17 protein-coding genes are annotated in these 19,868 nt (G+C 71.4%); 12 read left to right on the forward strand and 5 right to left on the reverse strand.

Features of this window, described 5'->3' with window-relative positions:
* The first annotated feature begins 68 nt into the window (after positions 1-68).
* From FXF51_RS36835 to FXF51_RS36865, 7 genes are read left to right on the forward strand one after another with little or no spacing between them, the layout of a single operon-like run.
* The gene (locus FXF51_RS36835; protein WP_148439329.1) at positions 69-1,685 is read left to right on the forward strand and encodes an ABC transporter substrate-binding protein; all 1,617 of its coding nucleotides are present in this window, start codon (positions 69-71) and stop codon (positions 1,683-1,685) included.
* Positions 1,685-2,644, forward strand: a complete 960-nt coding sequence (locus FXF51_RS36840; RefSeq protein ID WP_148439330.1) for an ABC transporter permease — start codon at positions 1,685-1,687, stop codon at positions 2,642-2,644. Before FXF51_RS36835 ends, FXF51_RS36840 begins: the two co-directional genes overlap by 1 nt.
* Positions 2,637-3,464: an ABC transporter permease gene (locus FXF51_RS36845; protein ID WP_148439331.1), complete on the forward strand. Its 828-nt coding sequence runs from the start codon at positions 2,637-2,639 to the stop codon at positions 3,462-3,464. Before FXF51_RS36840 ends, FXF51_RS36845 begins: the two co-directional genes overlap by 8 nt.
* On the forward strand, positions 3,461-4,426 hold the full coding sequence (locus tag FXF51_RS62985) for an ABC transporter ATP-binding protein (RefSeq protein ID WP_148439332.1): 966 nt from the start codon (positions 3,461-3,463) through the stop codon (positions 4,424-4,426). The genes FXF51_RS36845 and FXF51_RS62985 overlap by 4 nt, the downstream gene beginning before the upstream one ends.
* Complete coding sequence (locus tag FXF51_RS62990; protein ID WP_262380073.1) at positions 4,423-5,385, forward strand: ABC transporter ATP-binding protein; 963 nt, start codon at positions 4,423-4,425, stop codon at positions 5,383-5,385. Before FXF51_RS62985 ends, FXF51_RS62990 begins: the two co-directional genes overlap by 4 nt.
* A 9-nt stretch (positions 5,386-5,394) precedes the next feature.
* Positions 5,395-7,188 (forward strand): gamma-glutamyltransferase family protein, encoded by a 1,794-nt coding sequence (locus tag FXF51_RS36860; RefSeq protein WP_148439333.1) that lies wholly within the window; start codon positions 5,395-5,397, stop codon positions 7,186-7,188.
* The gene (locus tag FXF51_RS36865; RefSeq protein WP_148439334.1) at positions 7,185-7,925 is read left to right on the forward strand and encodes a sulfite exporter TauE/SafE family protein; all 741 of its coding nucleotides are present in this window, start codon (positions 7,185-7,187) and stop codon (positions 7,923-7,925) included. The genes FXF51_RS36860 and FXF51_RS36865 overlap by 4 nt, the downstream gene beginning before the upstream one ends.
* Here the strand turns inward: FXF51_RS36865 and FXF51_RS36870 are convergent.
* From FXF51_RS36870 to FXF51_RS36880, 3 genes are all read right to left on the reverse strand, one after another.
* The gene (locus FXF51_RS36870) at positions 7,922-9,007 is read right to left on the reverse strand and encodes a glutamate--cysteine ligase (protein ID WP_148439335.1); all 1,086 of its coding nucleotides are present in this window, start codon (positions 9,005-9,007) and stop codon (positions 7,922-7,924) included. The two genes, FXF51_RS36865 and FXF51_RS36870, sit on opposite strands and share 4 nt — an antisense overlap.
* A gap of 75 nt (positions 9,008-9,082) precedes the next feature.
* Positions 9,083-9,733: a M15 family metallopeptidase gene (locus FXF51_RS36875; RefSeq protein WP_148439336.1), complete on the reverse strand. Its 651-nt coding sequence runs from the start codon at positions 9,731-9,733 to the stop codon at positions 9,083-9,085.
* A 12-nt stretch (positions 9,734-9,745) separates the two neighbouring features.
* On the reverse strand, positions 9,746-10,894 hold the full coding sequence (locus FXF51_RS36880; protein WP_148439337.1) for an ROK family transcriptional regulator: 1,149 nt from the start codon (positions 10,892-10,894) through the stop codon (positions 9,746-9,748).
* 136 nt (positions 10,895-11,030) lie between these two features.
* Between FXF51_RS36880 and FXF51_RS36885 the strand changes: the two genes are divergently transcribed.
* From FXF51_RS36885 to FXF51_RS36900, 4 genes are all read left to right on the forward strand, one after another.
* On the forward strand, positions 11,031-12,344 hold the full coding sequence (locus FXF51_RS36885) for an extracellular solute-binding protein (RefSeq protein WP_148439338.1): 1,314 nt from the start codon (positions 11,031-11,033) through the stop codon (positions 12,342-12,344).
* Positions 12,345-12,346: 2 nt separating this feature from the next.
* Positions 12,347-13,360 (forward strand): carbohydrate ABC transporter permease, encoded by a 1,014-nt coding sequence (locus tag FXF51_RS36890; protein ID WP_148439339.1) that lies wholly within the window; start codon positions 12,347-12,349, stop codon positions 13,358-13,360.
* Entirely contained in the window at positions 13,357-14,208 is an 852-nt protein-coding gene (locus FXF51_RS36895; RefSeq protein WP_148439340.1) for a carbohydrate ABC transporter permease, read from the forward strand. The genes FXF51_RS36890 and FXF51_RS36895 overlap by 4 nt, the downstream gene beginning before the upstream one ends.
* Before the next feature lie 64 nt (positions 14,209-14,272).
* A complete protein-coding gene (locus tag FXF51_RS36900) occupies positions 14,273-15,772 on the forward strand; it encodes a glycoside hydrolase family 3 protein (RefSeq protein WP_148439341.1) in 1,500 nt (499 codons plus the stop codon).
* Positions 15,773-15,832: 60 nt separating this feature from the next.
* Here FXF51_RS36900 and FXF51_RS36905 read toward each other — a convergent pair whose 3' ends face one another.
* Positions 15,833-17,014 (reverse strand): ROK family transcriptional regulator, encoded by a 1,182-nt coding sequence (locus tag FXF51_RS36905; protein WP_148439342.1) that lies wholly within the window; start codon positions 17,012-17,014, stop codon positions 15,833-15,835.
* A 171-nt stretch (positions 17,015-17,185) separates the two neighbouring features.
* Here FXF51_RS36905 and FXF51_RS36910 point away from each other — a divergent pair, with 171 nt between their 5' ends.
* A complete protein-coding gene (locus FXF51_RS36910) occupies positions 17,186-17,635 on the forward strand; it encodes an RrF2 family transcriptional regulator (RefSeq protein ID WP_148439343.1) in 450 nt (149 codons plus the stop codon).
* A 109-nt stretch (positions 17,636-17,744) separates the two neighbouring features.
* On the opposite strand, the gene FXF51_RS36915 is transcribed toward FXF51_RS36910, so the two are convergent.
* The gene (locus tag FXF51_RS36915) at positions 17,745-19,832 is read right to left on the reverse strand and encodes an ATP-binding protein (RefSeq protein ID WP_148439344.1); all 2,088 of its coding nucleotides are present in this window, start codon (positions 19,830-19,832) and stop codon (positions 17,745-17,747) included.
* Between the last annotated feature and the right edge of the window lie 36 nt (positions 19,833-19,868).

The following is a 19,868-nucleotide window of genomic DNA, read 5'->3' on the forward strand; positions in this document are numbered from 1 at the left end:
GGGTGATGAAACACCGCTGAAATGTGGCATCTTGTATACAGTCTCCTAAACGTTTCAACGGAGGCACCATGCGACCGTCCCCCAAGGTCGTCGCGGCGCTCATCACCCTCCCCCTCGCCCTGGCGGCCTGTGGCGGAGGCGGGACGAGCAACACACCCGCGGCACCTAGTTCCATAGCCAGCGCCTCGGCCGACCACCGGTCGGTCAAGGGCGGCGGCACGCTCAACATCGCGCTCAACGCCGACCCCGACGCGCTGGACCCGAGCATCTCGACCACGCTGGTGGGCCGCGAGGTGTTCGCGAACATGTGCGAGAAGCTCTACGACATCGACGCCTCCTCCACCCTGATCCCGCAGCTCGCCGCGGCTCTGCCCGAGCTGTCGGACGGCGGCAAGGAAGTGACGATCAAGCTGCGCGAAGGCGTCAAGTTCAACGACGGCACGGCGCTCGACGCCGAGGCCGTCAAGAAGTCGCTGGACCGGCACCGCACCTGGGAGAAGTCCGCGCGGCAGGCCGACCTGGCCGCCGTGTCCAAGGTCGAGGTGGTCGACCCGGCGACGGTGAAGCTCACGCTGACGCAGCCGTTCACGCCGCTGACCGCGCAGCTCGCCGACCGCGCCGGCATGATCATGTCGCCGAAGGCGCTGGACTCCGAGGGTGACAACTTCGGTGCCAGCCCCGTCTGCGTCGGGCCGTTCAAGTTCGCCAGCCGCACCTCCGGCAGCCAGATCACGCTGGAGAAGTCGGCCGACTACTACGACGCCGCCAAGGTCAAGCTCGACAAGCTCGTATACAAAATCATCGTCGACCCCAACGTGCGGGCCGCCAACCTCAAGTCCGGCGACGTGCAGGTGGCCGACCAGCTCGCCACGAACACCGTCGCGGGCGTGCAGGCCGACCAGAACCTGACCGTCGTGTCCGGCGGCGGCCTGGGCTACTACGGGTTCCAGATCAACATCGGCAACGCCAAGGGCTCCACCGAGAAGCCCGGCCCGATCGACACGCCGCTGGGCAAGAGTCCCGAGCTGCGCGAGGCGTTCGAGCTGGCGCTCGACCGCGACGCGATCAACAAGGCCGTGTACAACGGGCTGCACGAGGTCGACTGCTACCCCGTCCCGAAGGACAGCCCGTACCGGACGCAGGACCTGACCTGCCCCAAGCGTGACCTGGCCAAGGCCAAGCAGCTCGTGCAGGCGTCCGGCGTGCCGACGCCGATCGCGGTCACCCTCGCCACCCCGAACGACGCCGTCAACCAGCGCCTGGCGCAGGTCATCCAGTCGATGACCAAGGAGGCCGGCTTCAACGTCAGCGTGCAGACGGCCGAGTTCGTCAGCGTGCTGGAGCAGGGCAAGGCGGGCAAGTTCGACGTGCTGCTGAGCGGCTGGTCCGGCCGGGTGGACCCGGACGGCAACCTCACGAACCTGGTCACCACCCAGGGCAGCAACAACTACGCGGGCATGTCCGACGCCGGCATCGACGACCCGATCAAGCAGGCCGCCGCCGAGACGGACACCGCCAAGCGGGCCGAGCTGTACGGCAGCGCCATGAAGAAGGCCGCCGAGCTGCGTGGCGTCGTGTACCTGTACCACAACTTGTACTACCTCGGCATGCACAAGACCGTCGCCGGAGTCCAGTACTTCAAGGACGGCCTGCCCCGCTACGTCACCGCCGGGTTCGCCGCCTGATGGTCTGGTTCATCCTCCGGCGCTGCGGGTCGGCCGTGCTCGTGCTGTTCCTGTCCAGTGTCCTGATCTTCCTGGGCGTCCGGGCGCTGCCCGGCGACCCGGCCACGGTCATGGCCGGGCAGGAGGCCTCGCCGGCCGCGATCGAGGCCATCCGCAAGGAGTTCGGCCTGGACAAGCCGCTGCCCGCGCAGTACCTGGACTACGTCGGCCAGACCCTCACCGGCAACTTCGGCCGCTCGACCCAGGACCAGCTCCCCGTGGCTGACATCCTGGCCGAGCGGCTGCCGGTGACGCTGGAGCTGTCGCTGCTGGCCATGGTGGTCGCGATCGTCGTCGGCGTGGGGGCGGGCATCGTGGCCGCCGTCCGCCGCGGCAGGTTCGCCGACTACGTGGCCACCGGCTTCGGCCTGGCCGGCCTGTCGATCCCGCACTTCTGGCTGGGCCTGCTCGGCATCCTGCTGTTCGCGGTCACCTGGCGGGTGCTGCCCGCCTCCGGGTACGTGCCCTTCACCGAGGACCCGGCCGAGAACCTGAAGCGCATGATCCTGCCGGCCCTGGTGCTCGGCACCGGCTTCGCGGCGATCCTGATGCGGCAGACCCGCTCGGCCATGCTGGGCGCGCTGTCGGCCGACTACGTCAGGACCGCCAGGTCCAAGGGCCTGTCCGAGACCAAGGTGGTGGGCGCGCACGCGCTGCGCAACAGCCTGACGACCGTGGTGACGGTGCTCGGCCTGCAGCTCGGCGCGCTGATCAGCGGCGCCGTGGTGACCGAGCAGATCTTCGTCATTCCCGGCTTCGGCAAGCTCACCGTGGACGCGGTGCTCACCAGGAACTACCCCGTCATCCAGGCGGTCGTGCTGGTCACGGTCATCGGGTACGTCGTGGTGAACCTGCTGGTCGACATCGCCTACGCCTTCCTCAACCCCCGGATCAGGCTGTCGGGAGGCACCCGTGACTAGGCACTGGCGACGTTTCAGGCGGCGGCCGATGCCGATGGCGGGCCTGGTGCTCGTGGTCGCGTTCGTGCTGCTGGCCCTGCTCGGCCCGCTGGTGACCGGCGACCCGGCCGCGCAGGACTACATGGCCACGCTGGCCGCCCCCTCGGGCGCGCACCCGATGGGCACCGACGACCTCGGCCGGGACGCCTTCGCGCGGATCGCGCACGGCGCCCAGGTCTCGCTGCAGGCGGGCGTGCTGTCCACGCTGCTGGCGATGGCGGTCGGCATCCCGATCGGGCTCGTCGCCGGCTTCTACCGGCGCTGGCTGGACCCGATCGTGATGCGGCTGGTGGACGTGACGCTGGCCTTCCCGTTCCTGGTGTTCGCGGTCGGCCTGGCGGCGATCATCGGCCCCTCGCTGAAGGGCGTCGTGCTGGCGCTGGGCTTCTCCCAGCTCCCCGCGATCATCCGGATCACCCGCGGCGAGGTGCTGGCGGTCAGGGAGATGGACTACGTGGCCGCGGCCATCGCCGACGGCGCGGGCGACGGCCACATCATCTTCCGCTACGTGCTGCCGAACTGCGCCAGCCCGCTCATCGTGCAGGCCACGGTGGCGATCCCGGCGGCGATCATCGGCGAGGCCACGCTGTCGTTCCTGGGTCTGGGCGTGCAGCCGCCGACGCCGTCGTGGGGCGTGATGCTGACGACCGCGCAGCAGTACCTGAGCGACGCGCCCTGGCTGGCCGTCTGGCCCGGGTTGATGATCGCGCTGGCGACGCTCGGCTTCAACCTGCTCGGCGACGGGCTGCGTGACGTACTGGACCCGAGGAGCCACCGATGAGCCTGCTGGAGATCACCGACCTGAAGGTCGGCTTCGACACCGAGGACGGCCACGTCCAGGCGGTCAGGGACATCTCGCTCACCCTGGACGAGGGCGAGATCCTCGCGCTGTGCGGGGAGTCGGGCTGCGGCAAGTCGGTCACCGCCATGTCGATCCCCCGGCTGCTGCCGCCCGCCACGACGCGGCTGTCCGGCTCGATCAAGCTGGACGGCCGCGAGCTGACCACGCTGCCCGAGCCGGAGATGCGGCAGGTGCGCGGCAAGACCGTCTCGGTCGTCTTCCAGGAGCCGATGACCTCGCTGAACCCGTCGTTCACGGTCGGGTACCAGATCACCGAGGTGCTGCGCAGGCACGAGAGGCTGTCGCGGCAGGTCGCGAACAAGCGGGCCGTGGAGCTGCTGGAGCTGGTCGGCATCCCCGCGCCGGTGCGCCGGATGAAGGAGTACCCGCACCAGCTCTCCGGCGGCATGCGGCAGCGCGTGATGATCGCCATCGCGGTGGCCTGCTCGCCGCGCGTGCTGATCGCCGACGAGCCCACCACGGCGCTCGACGTGACGATCCAGGCGGGCGTGCTGGACGTGTTCCGCGACCTGCGGGACCGGCTCGGCACCGCGATCATCCTCATCACGCACGACCTGGGCGTGGTGGCCGACATCGCCGACAGGGCCATGGTCATGTACGCGGGCCGCGCCGTCGAGCAGGCCCCCGTGGCCGAGCTGTTCGCCAGCCCGCGGCACCCGTACACGCTGGGCCTGATGAACGCCCTGCCCTCCGCCGCGGTCAACGGCCGTCTGGCGGAGATCCCCGGCATGGTGCCCTCGCCGCTGTCGGACCCCGACGAGTGCGCCTTCCAGGACCGCTGCCGGTTCGCCCAGGCGGACTGCCTGGCGTCCAGGCCCCTGCTCGAACGCCAGGCCGACCATCATCTGACGGCCTGCTTCCACCCGGGAGGTCAGTCGTGATCCTGCGGATCGACAACCTGGTCAAGCACTACGGCCCGGTGCGGGCCGTGGACGGCCTGTCGCTGGAGATCGGCCAGGGCGAGGTGCTGGGCCTGGTCGGCGAGTCGGGCAGTGGCAAGTCCACGGTCGGCAAGTGCGTGCTGCGCCTGACCGAGCCGACCGCGGGCTCGATCGAGCTGGGCGGCAAGGACATCACCCACCTGTCGCGCCGGGCCATGCGCCCGCTGCGCAGGGACGTGCACATGGTCTTCCAGGACCCGTTCTCCTCGCTCAACCCGCGGTTCACGATCGAGCGGATCGTGGCCGAGCCGCTGCTGCGGCACAAGGTCACCGACCGGCGCGAGGTCGCGAACCGGGTGGCGGCCATGCTGGAGAAGGTCGGGCTGCGCCAGGAGATGCGCAAGCGTTTCCCGCACGAGCTGTCCGGCGGGCAGCGGCAGCGGGTGGGCCTGGCCAGGGCGCTGATCCTGGAGCCCAAGCTGGTCGTGGCGGACGAGCCCGTGTCAGCGCTGGACGTGTCCGTGCAGGCGTCGGTGCTCAACCTGATCACCGACCTGCAGCGGGACATGGGGTTCTCGTGCCTGTTCATCACGCATGACCTGTCGGTCGTGGAGTTCCTGGCCGATCGGATCGCGGTCATGTACCTGGGCAGGATCGTGGAGTCGGGGCCGACGGCCGAGATCTTCGCGCAGCCGCGGCATCCGTACACGCAGGCCCTGCTGTCGGCGGCGCCGGTGGCCGACCCGGCCAAGCAGCGGGAGCGGCGCAGGATCGTGCTCGGCGGCGACGTGCCGAGCCCGGTGGACCCGCCGTCCGGCTGCCGCTTCCACACGCGCTGCCCGCTCGCCTTCGACGAGTGCCGTACCTCCGAACCTCTGTTGAACGACCCGCGTGGCAGCGGTCACCCCGCCGCGTGCCACCTGGTAACGGCGGACCGCGTCCCCGACGCGGCCAAGTAAGGAGAAATCTTGTTCACCACCAGGCCCGAGCTGTCGGGCGACTTCGGCATGGTCGCCAGCACGCACTGGCTGGCCTCGGCCACCGGCATGGGCGTCCTGGAGCGCGGCGGCAACGCGTTCGACGCCGCGGTGGCCGCCGGGTTCGTGCTGCAGGTCGCCGAGCCGCACCTGAACGGCCCCGGCGGCGAGGTGCCGATCCTGTTGTGGAGCGAGGCCGAGCAGAAGGTGTCGGTCGTGTGCGGTCAGGGCGTGGCGCCCGCCGCGGCCACCATCGAGCGCTTCGCCGGGCTCGGCCTGGACGTCGTGCCCGGCACCGGCCTGCTGGCGGCGACCGTGCCGGGGGCATTCGGCGGCTGGATGCTGATGCTGGAGCGCTGGGGCACCTGGTCGCTGGCCGACGTGCTGGCGCCCGCGATCCACTACGCCGAGCACGGCGTGCCGGTGCTGGAGCGGATCGCGGCCACGATCGAGTCGGTACGTGAGCTGTTCGCGCAGGACTGGCCCACGTCGGCGGCCACCTGGCTGCCCGGGGGGAACGTTCCGAAGCCGGGCGCCAAGCTGGCCAACCCGGTGCTGGCCGCCACCTACCGGCGCCTGGTCGCGGAGGCGGAGGCCGCGTCGAGCACCCGCGAGGGTCAGCTCGCCGCCGCCAGGAAGGCCTGGTACGAGGGCTTCGTCGCCGAGGCGATCGCCGAGTTCAGCGCGACGACGGCGTGGCGGGACAGCTCGGGCGAGGTGCACGGCGGCCTGCTGACGGGCGACGACCTGGCGGGCTGGTCGGCCTCGGTGGAGGAGCCGCTGACCTTCGACTACCAGGGCCACACGGTGGCCAAGACCGGCCCGTGGGGGCAGGGCCCCGCGTTCCTGCAGCAGCTCGCCCTGCTCGACGGGTTCGACCTGGACGGGATGGACTTCCTCGGCGCCGACTACCTGCACACGGTGACGGAGGCCGCCAAGCTGGCCTTCGCCGACCGCGAGGCCTGGTACGGCGACACCGACGTGCCCATGGCCGACCTGCTGAGCCCGGCCTACAACGCCGAACGGCGGCGGCTGATCGGCGACCGGGCCAGCCTGGAGCTGCGTCCCGGCGCTCCCGGCGGGCGGGCGCCCCGGCTGCCCGTCTTCCCCGACCCCGGCACGCTGAGCGACGCCCCCGGCCTGTCGGGCGCCCGCAAGCCGCAGGGCGTGGGTGAGCCGACCGTGTCGCGGGACGGCATGGTCAAGGGCGACACCTGTCACGTGGACGTCGTGGACCGCTTCGGCAACATGGTGTCGGCCACCCCCAGCGGCGGCTGGCTGCAGAGCTCCCCCACCATCCCGGAGCTGGGCTTCTGCCTGGGCACCCGGGCCCAGATGTTCTGGCTGCAGGAGGACGTGGCGACCGCGCTGCGCCCCGGCACGCGCCCGCGTACGACGCTGTCGCCGTCGTTCGCGCTCAGGGACGGCAAGCCGTGGCTGGCGTTCGGCACGCCGGGCGGCGACCAGCAGGACCAGTGGAGCCTGAACTTCTTCCTCGCGGTCGTGCACGGCAAGCTCAACCTCCAGGAGGCCGTGGACGCCCCCATGTTCCACACCGAGCACTTCCCCAGCTCGTTCTTCCCGCGCGGCTCCCGCCCCGGCGTCGTGCACGTCGAGGACCGGGTGGATCCGGGCGTCATAGCGGAGCTGCGGCGGCGCGGGCACGAGGTCGAGGTGCAGGGCCCGTGGTCGCTCGGCCGGCTGAGCGCGGTCGCCCGTGACGGCGACTTCCTCAAGGCCGCCGCGAACCCGCGTGGCGCCCAGGGCTACGCTGCCGGCCGATGACCGACCTGCTCTTCCTGGTCGGTGCCGGCCTGCTGGCCGGTGTGGTGAACGCCCTGGCGGGCGGGGGGACGCTGATCTCGTTCCCCGCCCTCCTGGCGCTGGGTTATCCGGGCCTGACCGCCACCGTCACGAACGCGGTGGCGCTGTGGCCCGGCTATCTGGGGGGTGTGCTCGGCTACCGGGCCGAGCTGAAGGGGCAACGGCGCAGAGCCACCGTGCTGTCGGTCACGGCGGTGCTGGGGGCCTGCGTGGGCAGCTCGCTGCTGCTGCTCACGCCGGGCAAGCTGTTCGAGTCGATGGTGCCGTGGCTGGTGGCGTTCGCCAGCCTCGCCCTGCTGGCCCAGCCGTGGCTGCGCAAGCTCATCGGGGGTGAGGAGAGCGGCCCCACGAGCCGGCTGGTCTACGCTGGAACGTTCCTCGGCGGCTGCTACGGCGCCTACTTCAACGGCGGCATGGGCGTGGTGCTGCTGACCGTGCTCGGCCTGTTCCTGCACGACAACCTGCACAGGGTCAACGCCGTGCGGGCCGTGCTCTCGCTGGTCGTCAGCTCGGTGTCGGTCGTCGCGTTCTCGCTGTTCGGGCCCGTGGAGTGGAAGGCCGCGGCGGTGATCGCGCCGGCCAGCCTGGTGGGCGGCTTCCTCGGCACGAAGCTGGCCAGGCTGATGCCCGCCAAGGTGCTGCGGGGCGTGGTCGTCGCGTTCGGCCTGGGGGTGGCCGTGGCGCTCGCGCTGCACTAGGCGACGGTCGCCTCGATGAGGTCGTCCACCACCTCTTCGAGTGCGTTCGCCTTCGCGTACGCCCGCCGCTGCCGCATGGCCCCCGACCCCGCGCGCAGCAGCCGGTCGAGGCCCACCTGGACGAACGTCAGGTCACCGGCCTCGGCCAGCGCCGGGCGTACGTGCTCCAGCAGGCGTCCGGCCAGCACCGCCGCCGGCACGAGCGTGCCGTGCCGCACGTCGAGGCTGTCGCCCTGCAGCCCGTAGCGGGCGGCCCGCCAGTAGGCGGCACGCAGCACCTCGGCCGGCACGGGCAGCCCGCGGTCGCCGCGCGCGACGGCGGACAGCGCGGTGACCACCAGCCCGCGGATGAGCCCGATCAGGGTGAGGCTGTCGGCCACGTCGAGCGGCACGTCGGCCACCCTGATCTCCACGGTGGGCAGGCGGGGCGAGGGGCGGGTGTCCCAGTAGACGGTCTTGGGGTCGAGCAGCACGCCCGAGTCGCCCAGCGAGCGCAGGGCCAGCTCGTACGCGTCGAACGACGGGAAGTAGGGCGGCGCGCCGGAGACCGGCCACCGGCCCCAGCTGATCACTCTCCAGGAGGCGTACCCGGTGTCGCGGCCGACGAAGAACGGCGAGTTGGCGGCCAGCGCGATCAGCGTCGGCAGCCAGGGCCGTAAGTGGTTGCCGACGTAGACGGCGTGCTCGGGATCGGGCACGTCCACGTGCACGTGCAGGGCGCAGATGCTGATCTCGTCCTGCAGTGCCCGGTAGAGCGTGCGGCCCTCGTGGTAGCGGACGTCGTCGGTGAGCGGCGGCGGCATGACGTTGCCCAGGACGGGGATGCCGCTGGCGACGACGGCCAGGCCGCACGAGCGGGCCGCCCCCGCCACCTCCTTTCGCGCGGCGCGCAGTTGCGAGCCGAGCTCGCTCAGGTCGGCGGACGGCGGCGTGCGGGCCTCCACCTGGAATCGGGTGATTTCATGCACCACGTCGAGCATGTCCGTCGCGGCGGCCAGAACCTCGGCCGCCCGGGGAGCCACGTGGCGGGTGCTGGGATCGACGATGAGGTACTCCTCCTCGATCCCGATGAGCGCAACCATGCCCACACCTCGCTGGGAGTCCAACCCTCCGTAAGGAGTTGTGCCCCTACCTCACCCCCCGGAAAACCCGGGTTGTCAGGAGGTGAACTCCACGGGGCCGTAGAGTGCATGGCCGGCGCCGGTGGACATGGCCCAGTAGCGGTCGCCGTACGACCAGTGCCACCACTCGGTGGGGTAGTTGACCAGCCCGGCGGGCTCCAGGGCGGCGGCGAGCAGCTTGCGGTGGGCGCGGGCGTCGTCGGAGATGTTCGGGGCCGCGGTGTAGCAGGCGCCGGAGCTCTGCTCGGGGTTGTCGTTGACCTCGGTGCCCATGTCGTACTCGGCGCCGTCGGGCGCGCACAGCGTCAGGTCCACGGCGGCGCCGGCGGTGTGCGGGGCCACCTCGACCGGGGAGACGTAGCGGCTGGCGGCCACGTACGACTCCTCAGGCGGCAGGTGGGAGAGCGTGGCGCGGTACTCGTCGAAGATCTGCCGCTGGGTCGCGACGGGGCGGTAGCCCTCCACGATCAGCAGGTGGTAGCCGTCGGGCAACAGGCTCTCCGCGTGCTCCAGGCGCCGCAGCACGCCGGCCCGCAGCTGCGCGTAGGCGCCCTGCCCGTCGGCCATGCGCGCGTCCACGCGCAGCCGCCCGCGCACGTCCGCGAGCGGTTCGCCGCACTCTTGCACCGGGAGGGAGGTCACGCGGGGGTCCGAGATCAGCACGACATCGTTCGAGGACTGCCACATGGGCAAGAATTCTCACACAGTGTCGGAGAAGACCTGCTCCCGGGCCTGTTCGAGCGCGGCCACCAGGGCGCCGCGCAGCACGGGGTTCCCGGCGACCGTGGTGGTGACGACGGTCGGGCGGCTCGGGCACACCCGGGCGACGGCCTCCTGCACCTTGGCCGCCAGCCGTTCGCCGCCCGCGCGGCCGATGTCGCCGCTGAGCACGATGAGGCCGGGGTCGAGCACGACGGTGACGGCCGCCGCGCCCAGGGCCAGCCGGGCGGCCACGGCGTCGAGGTAGCCCTCGTCGCCGCCGCGTACCAGGTCGGGCACCGTGTGGCCGCTGACGCCGCGCTCGTCGGCCAGCCCGCGCAGGGCGTCGTGGCCCACCAGGCGCTGGAACGAGCCCGTCTGCGGGCGGGCGACGTCGGTCGGCAGCGGCTCGCCGGGGACGGGCAGCCAGCCGATCTCGCCCGCGCCGCCGGTGATGCCCCGGTGCAGCCGGCCGCCCAGCATGACGCCGAGGCCCTGGCCGACGCCCGCCCAGACGACCACGAAGTCGTCGTGGCCGACGGCGGCGCCGTACCGGTGCTCGGCCAGGGCGACCAGGTTGACGTCGTTCTCGATGGTCACCGAGGCGCCGAGCGTCTCGCGCAGGCTGGCCAGCACGCCGACGTGCCAGGCGGGCAGGTCGACCGAGATGCGCACGTCGCCCGTGGCCGGGTCGACGACGCCTCGGGTGCCGATGACGAACGCGCGCAGTTGCGAGAGGCTGACGCTGGCGGCGTCGCACGCCCGCTGCACGGCGGCGTGCACCGCCTTGACCGGATCGCGCCCGTCGGAGGGGTTGACGGTGATCTCGACCACGACTCTGCCTGTGATGTCGGCCACACCGACCGTGAGACTGTCGGGCAGGACCTCCAGCCCGGCGACGTACGCACTCGACGGGACCACGGCATACAGGGCCGCGTGCGGCCCCCTGCCTCCCGCGCGCTCGCCCGCGACCTCGACCAGACCCCGTTCCTCCAGGCGCGCGAGGAGCTGACCTGCGGTTACCTTGGAGAGCCCGGTCCGCTCACCGAGCTCGGCACGGGTGAGAGGACCGTCTCCGAGGAGCAGTTCGAGTGCCGCGCGGTCGTTCAGCCGGCGCAGCAACCGGGGGGTTCCCGGGTCTCGGCTCATCGGCGCACCCTTCTCGTCACGATCGGCTAACGAGCGTTTCTTTTAAGAAAGTTTCTTGTTAGTTTACCAGCATCGTTCGGATTTGACGATCAGCCTGGTGCGGACCGTAGGCCAGCACCCGGGAAGGGAGAACCCTGTGAGGATCGCGAAGATCACAGCCACTACGGTCACCACGGCCGCGCTGGCTCTGGGCCTGGCCGCTTGCGGTGGCTCAAGTGAACAGCCCCCCTCGTCCTCACCCAGCGCCGCAGCCTCCGGCCCCGCGTACGCCGGCAAGACGCTGAGCGTCTGGCGCCTCGGCGACAGCAACCCGGCCGCCGCCAAGTACATGGAGGAGCTCAACGCCGAGTTCACCAAGACGACCGGCGCGCAGGTCAAGCTGGAGTGGATCCCGTGGCCGCAGGTCGCGGACAAGTTCGCCGCCGCCGCCACCGGCACAGGCCCGGACGTGACCGAGATCGGCAACGACCAGGTGCCGATGTGGCAGAGCCAGGACGCGCTCACCGCCATCACCGACATCGCCCGCGAGGGCGACCGCTCGCAGATCCCCCAGAACCTCTACGGCTACGAGACCGTGGACAACGAGATCTACGCCATCCCGTGGGGCGCGGGGGCCCGCGCGGTGCTCTACCGCAAGGACTGGTTCGAAGAGCTCAAGATCGAGACGCCCAAGACCTGGGACGAGCTCGTCGCCGCCGCCAAGAAGATCCAGGCCGAGAAGAAGGGCGTGGACGGCTTCGCCTTCAACGGCGGGTCCGACGCCAACCACCTTCTGGCGGCCTTCGCCTGGTCCGAGGGCGGCGAGTACGCCGTCAAGGAAGGCGACAAGTGGGTCGGCAAGCTCACCGAGCCCGCCTTCGCCGCCGGCTTCGGCACCTACACCGGCCTGGTCACCGACGGCCTGTCCAACAAGGCGAACCTGACGCACGACACCACCCACATCCGCACCCGCTTCGCCAACGACAAGGTCGCGATGTACCTCACCGCCGCCTGGGACCTGTCGGGCATCGAGGAGGAGTCCAAGGGCAAGCTGAAGGGCGACAAGATCGGCTTCTTCCCGCTGCCCGCCAAGACCGGCGGCGTCGCGCCCTCCTTCTTCGGCGGCAACGACATCGCGCTGTGGGGCACCACCCAGCAGGCGGACCTGGGCAAGGAGTACATCAAGCTGGCCACCAGCAAGACCTGGGCCGACCGGTACGCCAAGGAGGGCGGCCTGCTCCCCGTCTACCCCGACACCCTCCAGGCCATGAACGAGGACCCGGCGCAGGGCCCGTTCGCCCAGGCCTTCGCCAAGGCCAAGGCCTTCCCCGCCGACCCCAACTGGTCTGAGGCCGACGCGACCAAGGCCGTGCTGCAGAACGCCGCGCGGGCCGTCATCGAGGGCAAGAAGGACGCCACCGCCGCCCTCGCGGACGCCAACAAGGAACTCGAAGAGATCCTGAACCAGTAACGATGGCGAACACGACAACGGTCGCCCGGGGCAGGGGCTCGTCCCCGCCCCCGGGCCACCGGCGTAACAGGAACAGCCGGACGGCACGGGCCAGCGGGCTGCCGGTGTGGAGCATCCCGTACGTGCTGCTCGTCCCCGGCCTGGTGGTCATCGGCGGGCTGCTGCTCTACCCGATGTTCCAGCTCATCGTCATGTCGTTCCAGAAGGTCGGCCTGGCGCAGATCCGGGGCACCAGGCCCGCCGAGTGGGTCGGCCTGGAGAACTTCGAGAAGATCTTCGCCAACGACATCTTCTGGTCCGCGCTGCGCAACACCGTGGCCTTCGCCTTCGTCGCCGTCAGCCTCACCCTGATCGTGGGCACCGCGGTCGGCGTGCTGCTGAACAAGCTCGGCAAGAAGATGTCGCTGTTCGTGGTCGTCGGCTGCATGTTCGCCTGGGCCGTGCCACCCGTCGCGCAGGGCGTCATCTGGCGCTCCCTGTTCGACGCCGAGGCCGGCATCGTCAACTGGCTGCTGAACCTGCTGCCGGACTGGCTGGCCGCCCCGCCCGACGGCCAGGAGAGCTGGACCGGCACGCCCTGGCTCAACGAGACCGTCCCCCTCTACATCGCGCTGACCGTCTGCGTGGTGTGGGCGGGCTTCCCGTTCATCGCCGTCTCGGTGCTGGCCGGCCTCAAGGGCATCCCCGCCGAGCTGTACGAGGCCGCCAAGGTGGACGGCTCCGGCGCGTGGCACACGTTCAGGAAGATCACGCTGCCGATGCTCAAGCCGGTCTTCGCCGTGCTGACGGTGCTGTCGATCATCTGGGACTTCAAGTGCTTCAGCCAGCTGTACGTGCTCATGAACGGCCCCACCAACCGTGACGGCTTCAACCTGTCGATGTACTCCGTCGCCGAGGCGTTCAAGCCGCCGCAGAAGCTGGGAACCGGCGCGGCGATCTCCGTGGTGCTGACGATCATCCTGCTGATCATCACCGTGGTGTACGTCAGGCAGATCGTGAAGCAGGAGGAGATGTGACCCCGCTCGCACGCAAGAGGCTCGGCAAGGTCCTGCTGAACGTCGCCGGCATCGCGGTCTTCGTCTACGCCGTCTTCCCCGTCTACTGGATGGTCGCCACCGGCTTCAAGGCGAACGACCAGATCTTCACCACCGAGTTCATCCCGTTCCCGACGCACTTCACCTTCGAGCACTTCGAGCGGGTGCTCACCGAAGGCGTCGCGAACAACTCCATCTGGCTCTACCTGCGCAACAGCGCGGTCGTGGCGCTCGGCACCGTCATCATCGGCTCCGCGTTCGCGCTGCTGTCGGCCACCGCCATCGCCCGCTTCAACTTCAAGGGCCGTGGCACGTTCCTGGTGCTGCTGCTGATCGTGCAGATGCTGCCGGCCGAGGGCCTGCTCATCCCGCTGTACATGATGGTCAAGCGGGCCGGGCTCGGCGACCAGCTCCTCGGGCTGATCGTCACCCAGGTCGCGCTGACGCTGCCGTTCGCCGTGTGGATGCTGCGCACGTTCGTCGCCGCGGTGCCCAGGTCGCTGGAGGAGGCCGCCTGGATCGACGGCGCCGGGCGCATGACGACCTTCTGGAAGGTGCTCTTCCCGCTGGTCGCGCCCGGGCTGGTCGCCACCAGCATCTTCTCCTTCATCACCGCGTGGAACGACCTGGTCTTCGCCCTCTACCTGATGTCCGGGTCAGAGGGATACACGATGCCCGTCGCCCTGCAGTACTTCTTCGGCCAGAAGGGCGTCGACTGGGGCGCCATCATGGCCGGCTCGACGCTGATGACGATCCCGGTCGTCATCTTCTTCCTGCTGGTGCAACGCCGCATGGTCACCGGCCTGACCGCCGGGGCCGTGAAGGGCTGACACGTTCTCGCGTACGGTGCCGCCGGCACCGTACTCCACCCTGCCTTGATACGGATGAGGAGCCATGAGTCAGAGTGATCGGGGGCTGCGCCGACTCGCGGCCGGCACGCTGCTCGTCGCCTTCCAGGGCACCACGGCGCCCGAATGGGTGCTGCGCGAGCTGGAGCACGGCCTCGGCGGCGTGACACTCTTCGGCTTCAACGTGGCCGACCCCGGCCAGGTGCTCGCCCTGACCACCGCGCTGAGGGGAGCCGGTGAGCCCGTCATCTCGCTCGACGAGGAGGGCGGGGACGTGACCCGGCTGGCCTACCACGTCGGCAGCCCGTACCCGGGCAACGCGGCGCTGGGGGCCGTGGACGACGTGGAGCTCACCCGCCGGGTCTACCGGGCCATCGGGTCCGAACTGGCCGCCTGCGGCATCAACCTGGACATGGCGCCCAGCGCCGACGTCAACACCGAGGCCGACAACCCGGTCATCGGCACCCGCTCGTTCGGCACCGAACCGGCGCTGGTGGCCAGGCACACGGTCGCCGCCGTCGAAGGACTCCAGTCGGTGAACGTGGCCGCCTGCGTCAAGCACTTCCCCGGCCACGGCGCCACCCGCGTCGACTCCCACCTGGCCGTCCCCGTCGTGGACGTCGGCCTGGACGTGCTGCGGGAACGAGAGCTGGCGCCCTTCCGCGCCGCCATCGGCGCGGGCGCCAAGTCGGTGATGACCGCGCACGTCGCGGTGCCGGCGGTGACGGGCCAGACGCCCGCGACGCTGTCCGGCGCCGCACTGACCGGGCTCCTCAGGGGCGAGCTCGGTTACGACGGCGTGGTCGTCACCGACGCCCTCGACATGCAGGCGATCACCAAGAGCGTCGGCCTCGCCGGCGGCGCCGTGCTCACCCTCGCCGCCGGGGCCGACCTGCTGTGCCTGGGGCCGCTGCCGACGTACGACGACGTGCGGGCCATCATCACCGAGATCGTCGCCGCCGTGCGCGAGGGGCGGCTGCCTGAGTCCAGGCTGGAGGAGGCGGCCGCGCGGGTGGCCGCGCTGCGCTCCTGGGCCGCCGCGCCCGAGCAGGTCACGCCCGAGCAGGTCACTGCCGACCGGAACGGGGCCGGGCAGAACGGGACGGGGCAGAACGGCAGCGGGCAGCCCGGGGTGGGTCTCCATGCCGCCCGCCGCGCCGTCCGCCTCAGCGGGGCCGCCTCACCTCTCGTCGAACCCCTGGTCGTCGAGGTGGACACCCCGCCGACCATCGCCGTGGGGGACGTGCCGTGGGGGGTCGGGCCGTGGCTGCCCGACGCCGAGATCGTCCGCGTCAAGCCCGCCGCCGCCGACGTCGCGGGGCTGCTGGCCAAGGCCGACGGGCGTTCCCTGGTCGTCGTGGTCAAGGACGCCCACCGGCACGACGAGAGCCGGTCCCTGGTGTCGGCGCTGGTGTCGGCCCGCCCTGACACCACGGTGATCGAGATGGGGCTGCCGGTGTGGCGGCCGGACAGCGCCGCCTACATCGCCACGTACGGGGCCGCCAGGGCCAACGCCCAGGCCGCCGTCGAGCTCCTCACCGCCTGACCGCCGCCACGCGCGACGCCCCGCCTCCTGCCGCGGGGCGTCGCGCCTTTCTCGCGCGCCTCAGGAGGTCAGCAGTTCCTCACGCGCCCGATCCAGCGCCGCCAGCACGGCCCCCCGCAACACCGGGTTCTTGTGGATCACCGTGGTGGTGACCACCTGAGGCCGCACCGGGCAGATCCGAGCCACCGCCTCCTCCACCCGGGACGCCAGCGCCCTGCCCCCGGCATGCCCCACCTCGCCGGCCAGCACCACCAGGCCAGGGTCGAGAATCACGCACACCGCCGCCACCCCCAGCGCCAGCCGCTGCGCGACCTCGTCCAGCAGCGGCTCCCCCTCGGCCCCCGCCGCCACCGCCACCTTGACGCACTCGGTGGCGCTCTCCGCGGCGAACCCGTAGCTCTGCGCCAGCTCGGTCACCGCCTCCGCGCTGACCAGTGACTGCAACCCACCGGCCAGCGACGGCAGCCGCCCCGGCAGCGTACGGATGTCCTCGGGCAGCGGCACCCCGGGCACCGGCAGGTAGCCGATCTCCCCCGCGCTGCCGGAACGCCCCCGGTGCAGCTTGCCGCCGAGCGTGATGGCCAGCCCGAGCCCGCGGCTGGCCCACAGCAGCACGAAGTCGTCGAGCCCCTGTGCGGCCCCGTCGGCGCGTTCGGCGATGGCGGCGAGGTTCACGTCGTTCTCGATGGTCACCTGACGCCGCAGATCGCCCGCCAGCGCCTCGTGGATGCCCTCGTGCCAGCCCGGCAGGTCGAAGGAGAACCGGATGTCGCCGCTGCGCGGATCGACCACGCCGGGCGTGCCGATCACGACGCCGCGCAGCTTGGCGAGGCTCACCTTGGCGCTGCGGCACGCCTTCACGATCGCCCCGTGCACCACCGACACCGGGTCGTCGTGGCCGTCGGGATCGACGGTGATCTCGGCGATGGTGTTGCCGTGGATGTCGGCGACGGCCGTGGAGATCAGCTCGGGCCCGACCTCCAGGCCGGCCACGTACGCGCTGGAGGCGATCACCGAGTACAGCGCCGCGTTCGGCCCCCGCCCGCCGGCCTGCGTGCCGACCACCTCGACCAGCCCGCGTTCCTCGAGCCGCGCCAGCGTCTGCGAGGCCGTGACCTTGGACAGACCGGTCAGGTTGCCGATCTGCCCCCGCGTCATGGGACCGGTCGCCAGCAACAGCTCCAGCGCGGCCCGGTCATTGATCTCCCTGAGCAATCTGGGCACACCAGGGCGTCGCTCCACGCTGAATCCCACCGTCAAATCGAAAAGGTTGTTGGAAGTTTAGCGCTCCCATTCTTGCCTGGTGTGAACGCCGATTTCCGCACCTGGGACGGGCCCGGCGTAATCAGATCTTGTGTCCCTTCTGGCAAGCTTGCGCCTAACCAGTCTTGACCAGGAGGGATAATCGAGAACATGCGCCTATCCGCTCGTGTCGACTACGCCCTCCGCGCCGCCGCTGAACTTGCCGCAGCCGGTGCAGGCCCGACTACCGTGGGCGAGCTCGCCAAGGAGCAGGACATGCCGCCCAAGTACCTGGAGAACATCCTGCTGCAGATGCGCCGCGCCGGGCTGGTGCGCGGGCAGCGCGGTCCTGAGGGCGGCTACGTGCTGGCCAGGCCCGCCTCCGAGATCTCGCTCGCCGACGTGATCCGCGCCGTGGACGGGCCGCTGGCCAACGTACGCGGAGAGCGGCCCGAGCACGTCGGCTACCGGGGGCCCGCGGAGTCGTTGCAGCAGGTGTGGATCGCGTTGCGGGCCACGGAGCGGTCGATCCTAGAGGAGGTCACGCTGGAGCAGGTCTCCTCGGGCGCGCTGCCCGAGCGCATCCGGCAGCTCGCCTCCGACCCCGCCGCCTGGGACTGACCACCCCCGCCTGCCCCGGCCGCGCATGCCCGCCCCGGCCGCGCACGCCCGCGCACGCCCGTAAGCAGACCGCCGGGCGCGCCGCCGTCGTGCCCTGCCGCGGCCGCTCTCATCGCCCTGAGGGCCCGCCCAGCACGTACGCGACCCCCGCGTCCAGATCGCTGTCCCGCCCGGCACTGAACGCACTGTCGTAGGCCCGATCCCCCAGCACCCCCCGCACCTCGCTCTCGCACGCCCGCCGCGTGGCCACCAGCTCCGGCGTGCCGATCTGGTGCTTGCCCACGGTGTCCCAGATCTGGTCCGCCAGCCCCAGCATCCGGGCGGCCCGCTCCCCCTCCCCGGCGGCCACCGCCGCCGGCGCGAGCACGTCGATGGCCATCGCCATCCCGAGGCTGTCGTGCAGCCGCCACTTGACCTCCAGCGCCGCCGTGGCGAAGGCGCGCGCCTGCGCGGGCCGCCCGCACGCCAGCTCGGCCTGGGCGCGCAGCACGTCGCCGTACGCCCGCTGCCACCGCTCCCCGTGCCGGTCGCAGAGGGTGCGGAGCCGTTCGAGCGCGGCGATGCCGTCCTCGAAGCTGCCGACCATGGTCCTGCTCATCCCGTAACTGGTGTAGGCGAGCAGCACGGGAAAGACGAAGAGGGAACGTTCCTCCTGGTCGATCACCTTCTGCGCGGCCTCGGCGGCCCGCGCGTTGTCGCCCATGATGACCCTGGCGCAGCTGACGGCGCACCAGGCCATCAGGGTCGCCTCGACGTCGCCCTGCGCCTCGGCCTCGGCGGCGCACTCCAGCGCCAGCTTCTCGGTGAGCGCCCCTTCGCCCTGGCACACGAGGACGAGGGCGCACGCCCACATGGCCTTGCGGCGGGCGGGCCCCGGCGCGCGGTCCTGGGCCAGGGCGCGTTCCAGGAAGTGCCGGCCCTCTTGGAGGAAGCCGCAGGGATACCAGAAGAACCACAGCGCCCCGGCCAGCTCCAGCGCGGTGTGCCCTTCCGGGCGTACCAGGGCGAACTGCAGCGCGGCCCGCAGGTTGGGCAGCTCGCCGGTCATGCGGTCGTACCAGGCGTACTGGTCGGGGCCGATCCAGCAGGCGTCGCCCTCCCTGGCCAGGTCGAGGTAGTGGTCGCGGTGCCGGCGGCGGATGCGCTCGTCCTGGCCGAGGTCCTTGAGCCAGATGGCGCCGAACTCGCGGATCGTGTCGAGCATCCGGTAGCGGTCGCCGGCCCCGGTGGGCTCCCAGATGAGGATGGACTTGTCCGCGAGCGATTCGAGCAGCTGGGGGATCTGCCAGCTCGGCAGCCGGTCGTCGGCGCAGACCTGCTTGACGGCGACGGGGTCGATGCCGCCGGCGAACACCGAGGCCCGCGCCCACAGCAGCCGCTCGGCGGGGGTGCAGAGCTGGTGGCTCCAGCCGATCGCGGTGCGCAGGGCCTGGTGCCAGGGCGGGTCGGCGCCGTACACCTTGTGGTCGGTCGTGCCGAGGACCGTGAAGCGGTCCTCCAGCCGCTCGGCCAGCCGCTCGGGGGACAGCTCGCGCAGCCGGGCGGCGGCCAGCTCGATGGCCAGCGGCAGCCCTTCGAGCCGCCGGCACACCCGCATCAGGGCGTCCCGGTTGCGCTCGTCGATCGTGAAGCCGGGCACGGTGGCCGCGGCGCGGTCGAGGAGCAGCTCCACCGCGTCGCCCTCGCGCCACTCGTCGCCCTCCGGGACCGGCAGCGGCTCCACCGTGAAGACCTGCTCGTCCGCGCAGCCCAGCGGTCTGCGGCTGGTGGCCAGGACGCGCAACCGCGGCGCGGCGGCGAGCAGCGTCAGGACCGCCGCCGCGCACGCCTCGGTCAGGTGCTCGCAGGTGTCGAGCACGAGCAGGAGCTCCCGGTCGGCGAGGTAGTCGGCCAGCACCTCGGTGACCGGCCTGGAGCTCTGGTCGCTCAGCGGCAGCGCCTCCGCGATCGCGTACGGCAGCGCGCTCCCCTCCACCAGCGGCGACAGCGCAACGACCCAGACCCCGTCGGCGAAGGCGTCACGCAGCCCGGCGGCGGCCCGCAGGGCGATCCTGGTCTTGCCGACCCCGGCCACTCCGGTGACCGTCACCAGGCGGGACCTGCCCAGCAGCGCCCGTACCCCGTCCACCTCCCCGCGGCGACCGATCAGTCTCGTGCTCTCGCTGGGAAGGTTCCCCTGCCACTGGCTGACTTGCATGATCGTCACCTCACAGGACTCGGCTAGTCCCACAGT

The organism is Nonomuraea sp. PA05 (assembly GCF_008086045.1).
Lineage (GTDB): Bacteria > Actinomycetota > Actinomycetes > Streptosporangiales > Streptosporangiaceae > Nonomuraea > Nonomuraea monospora.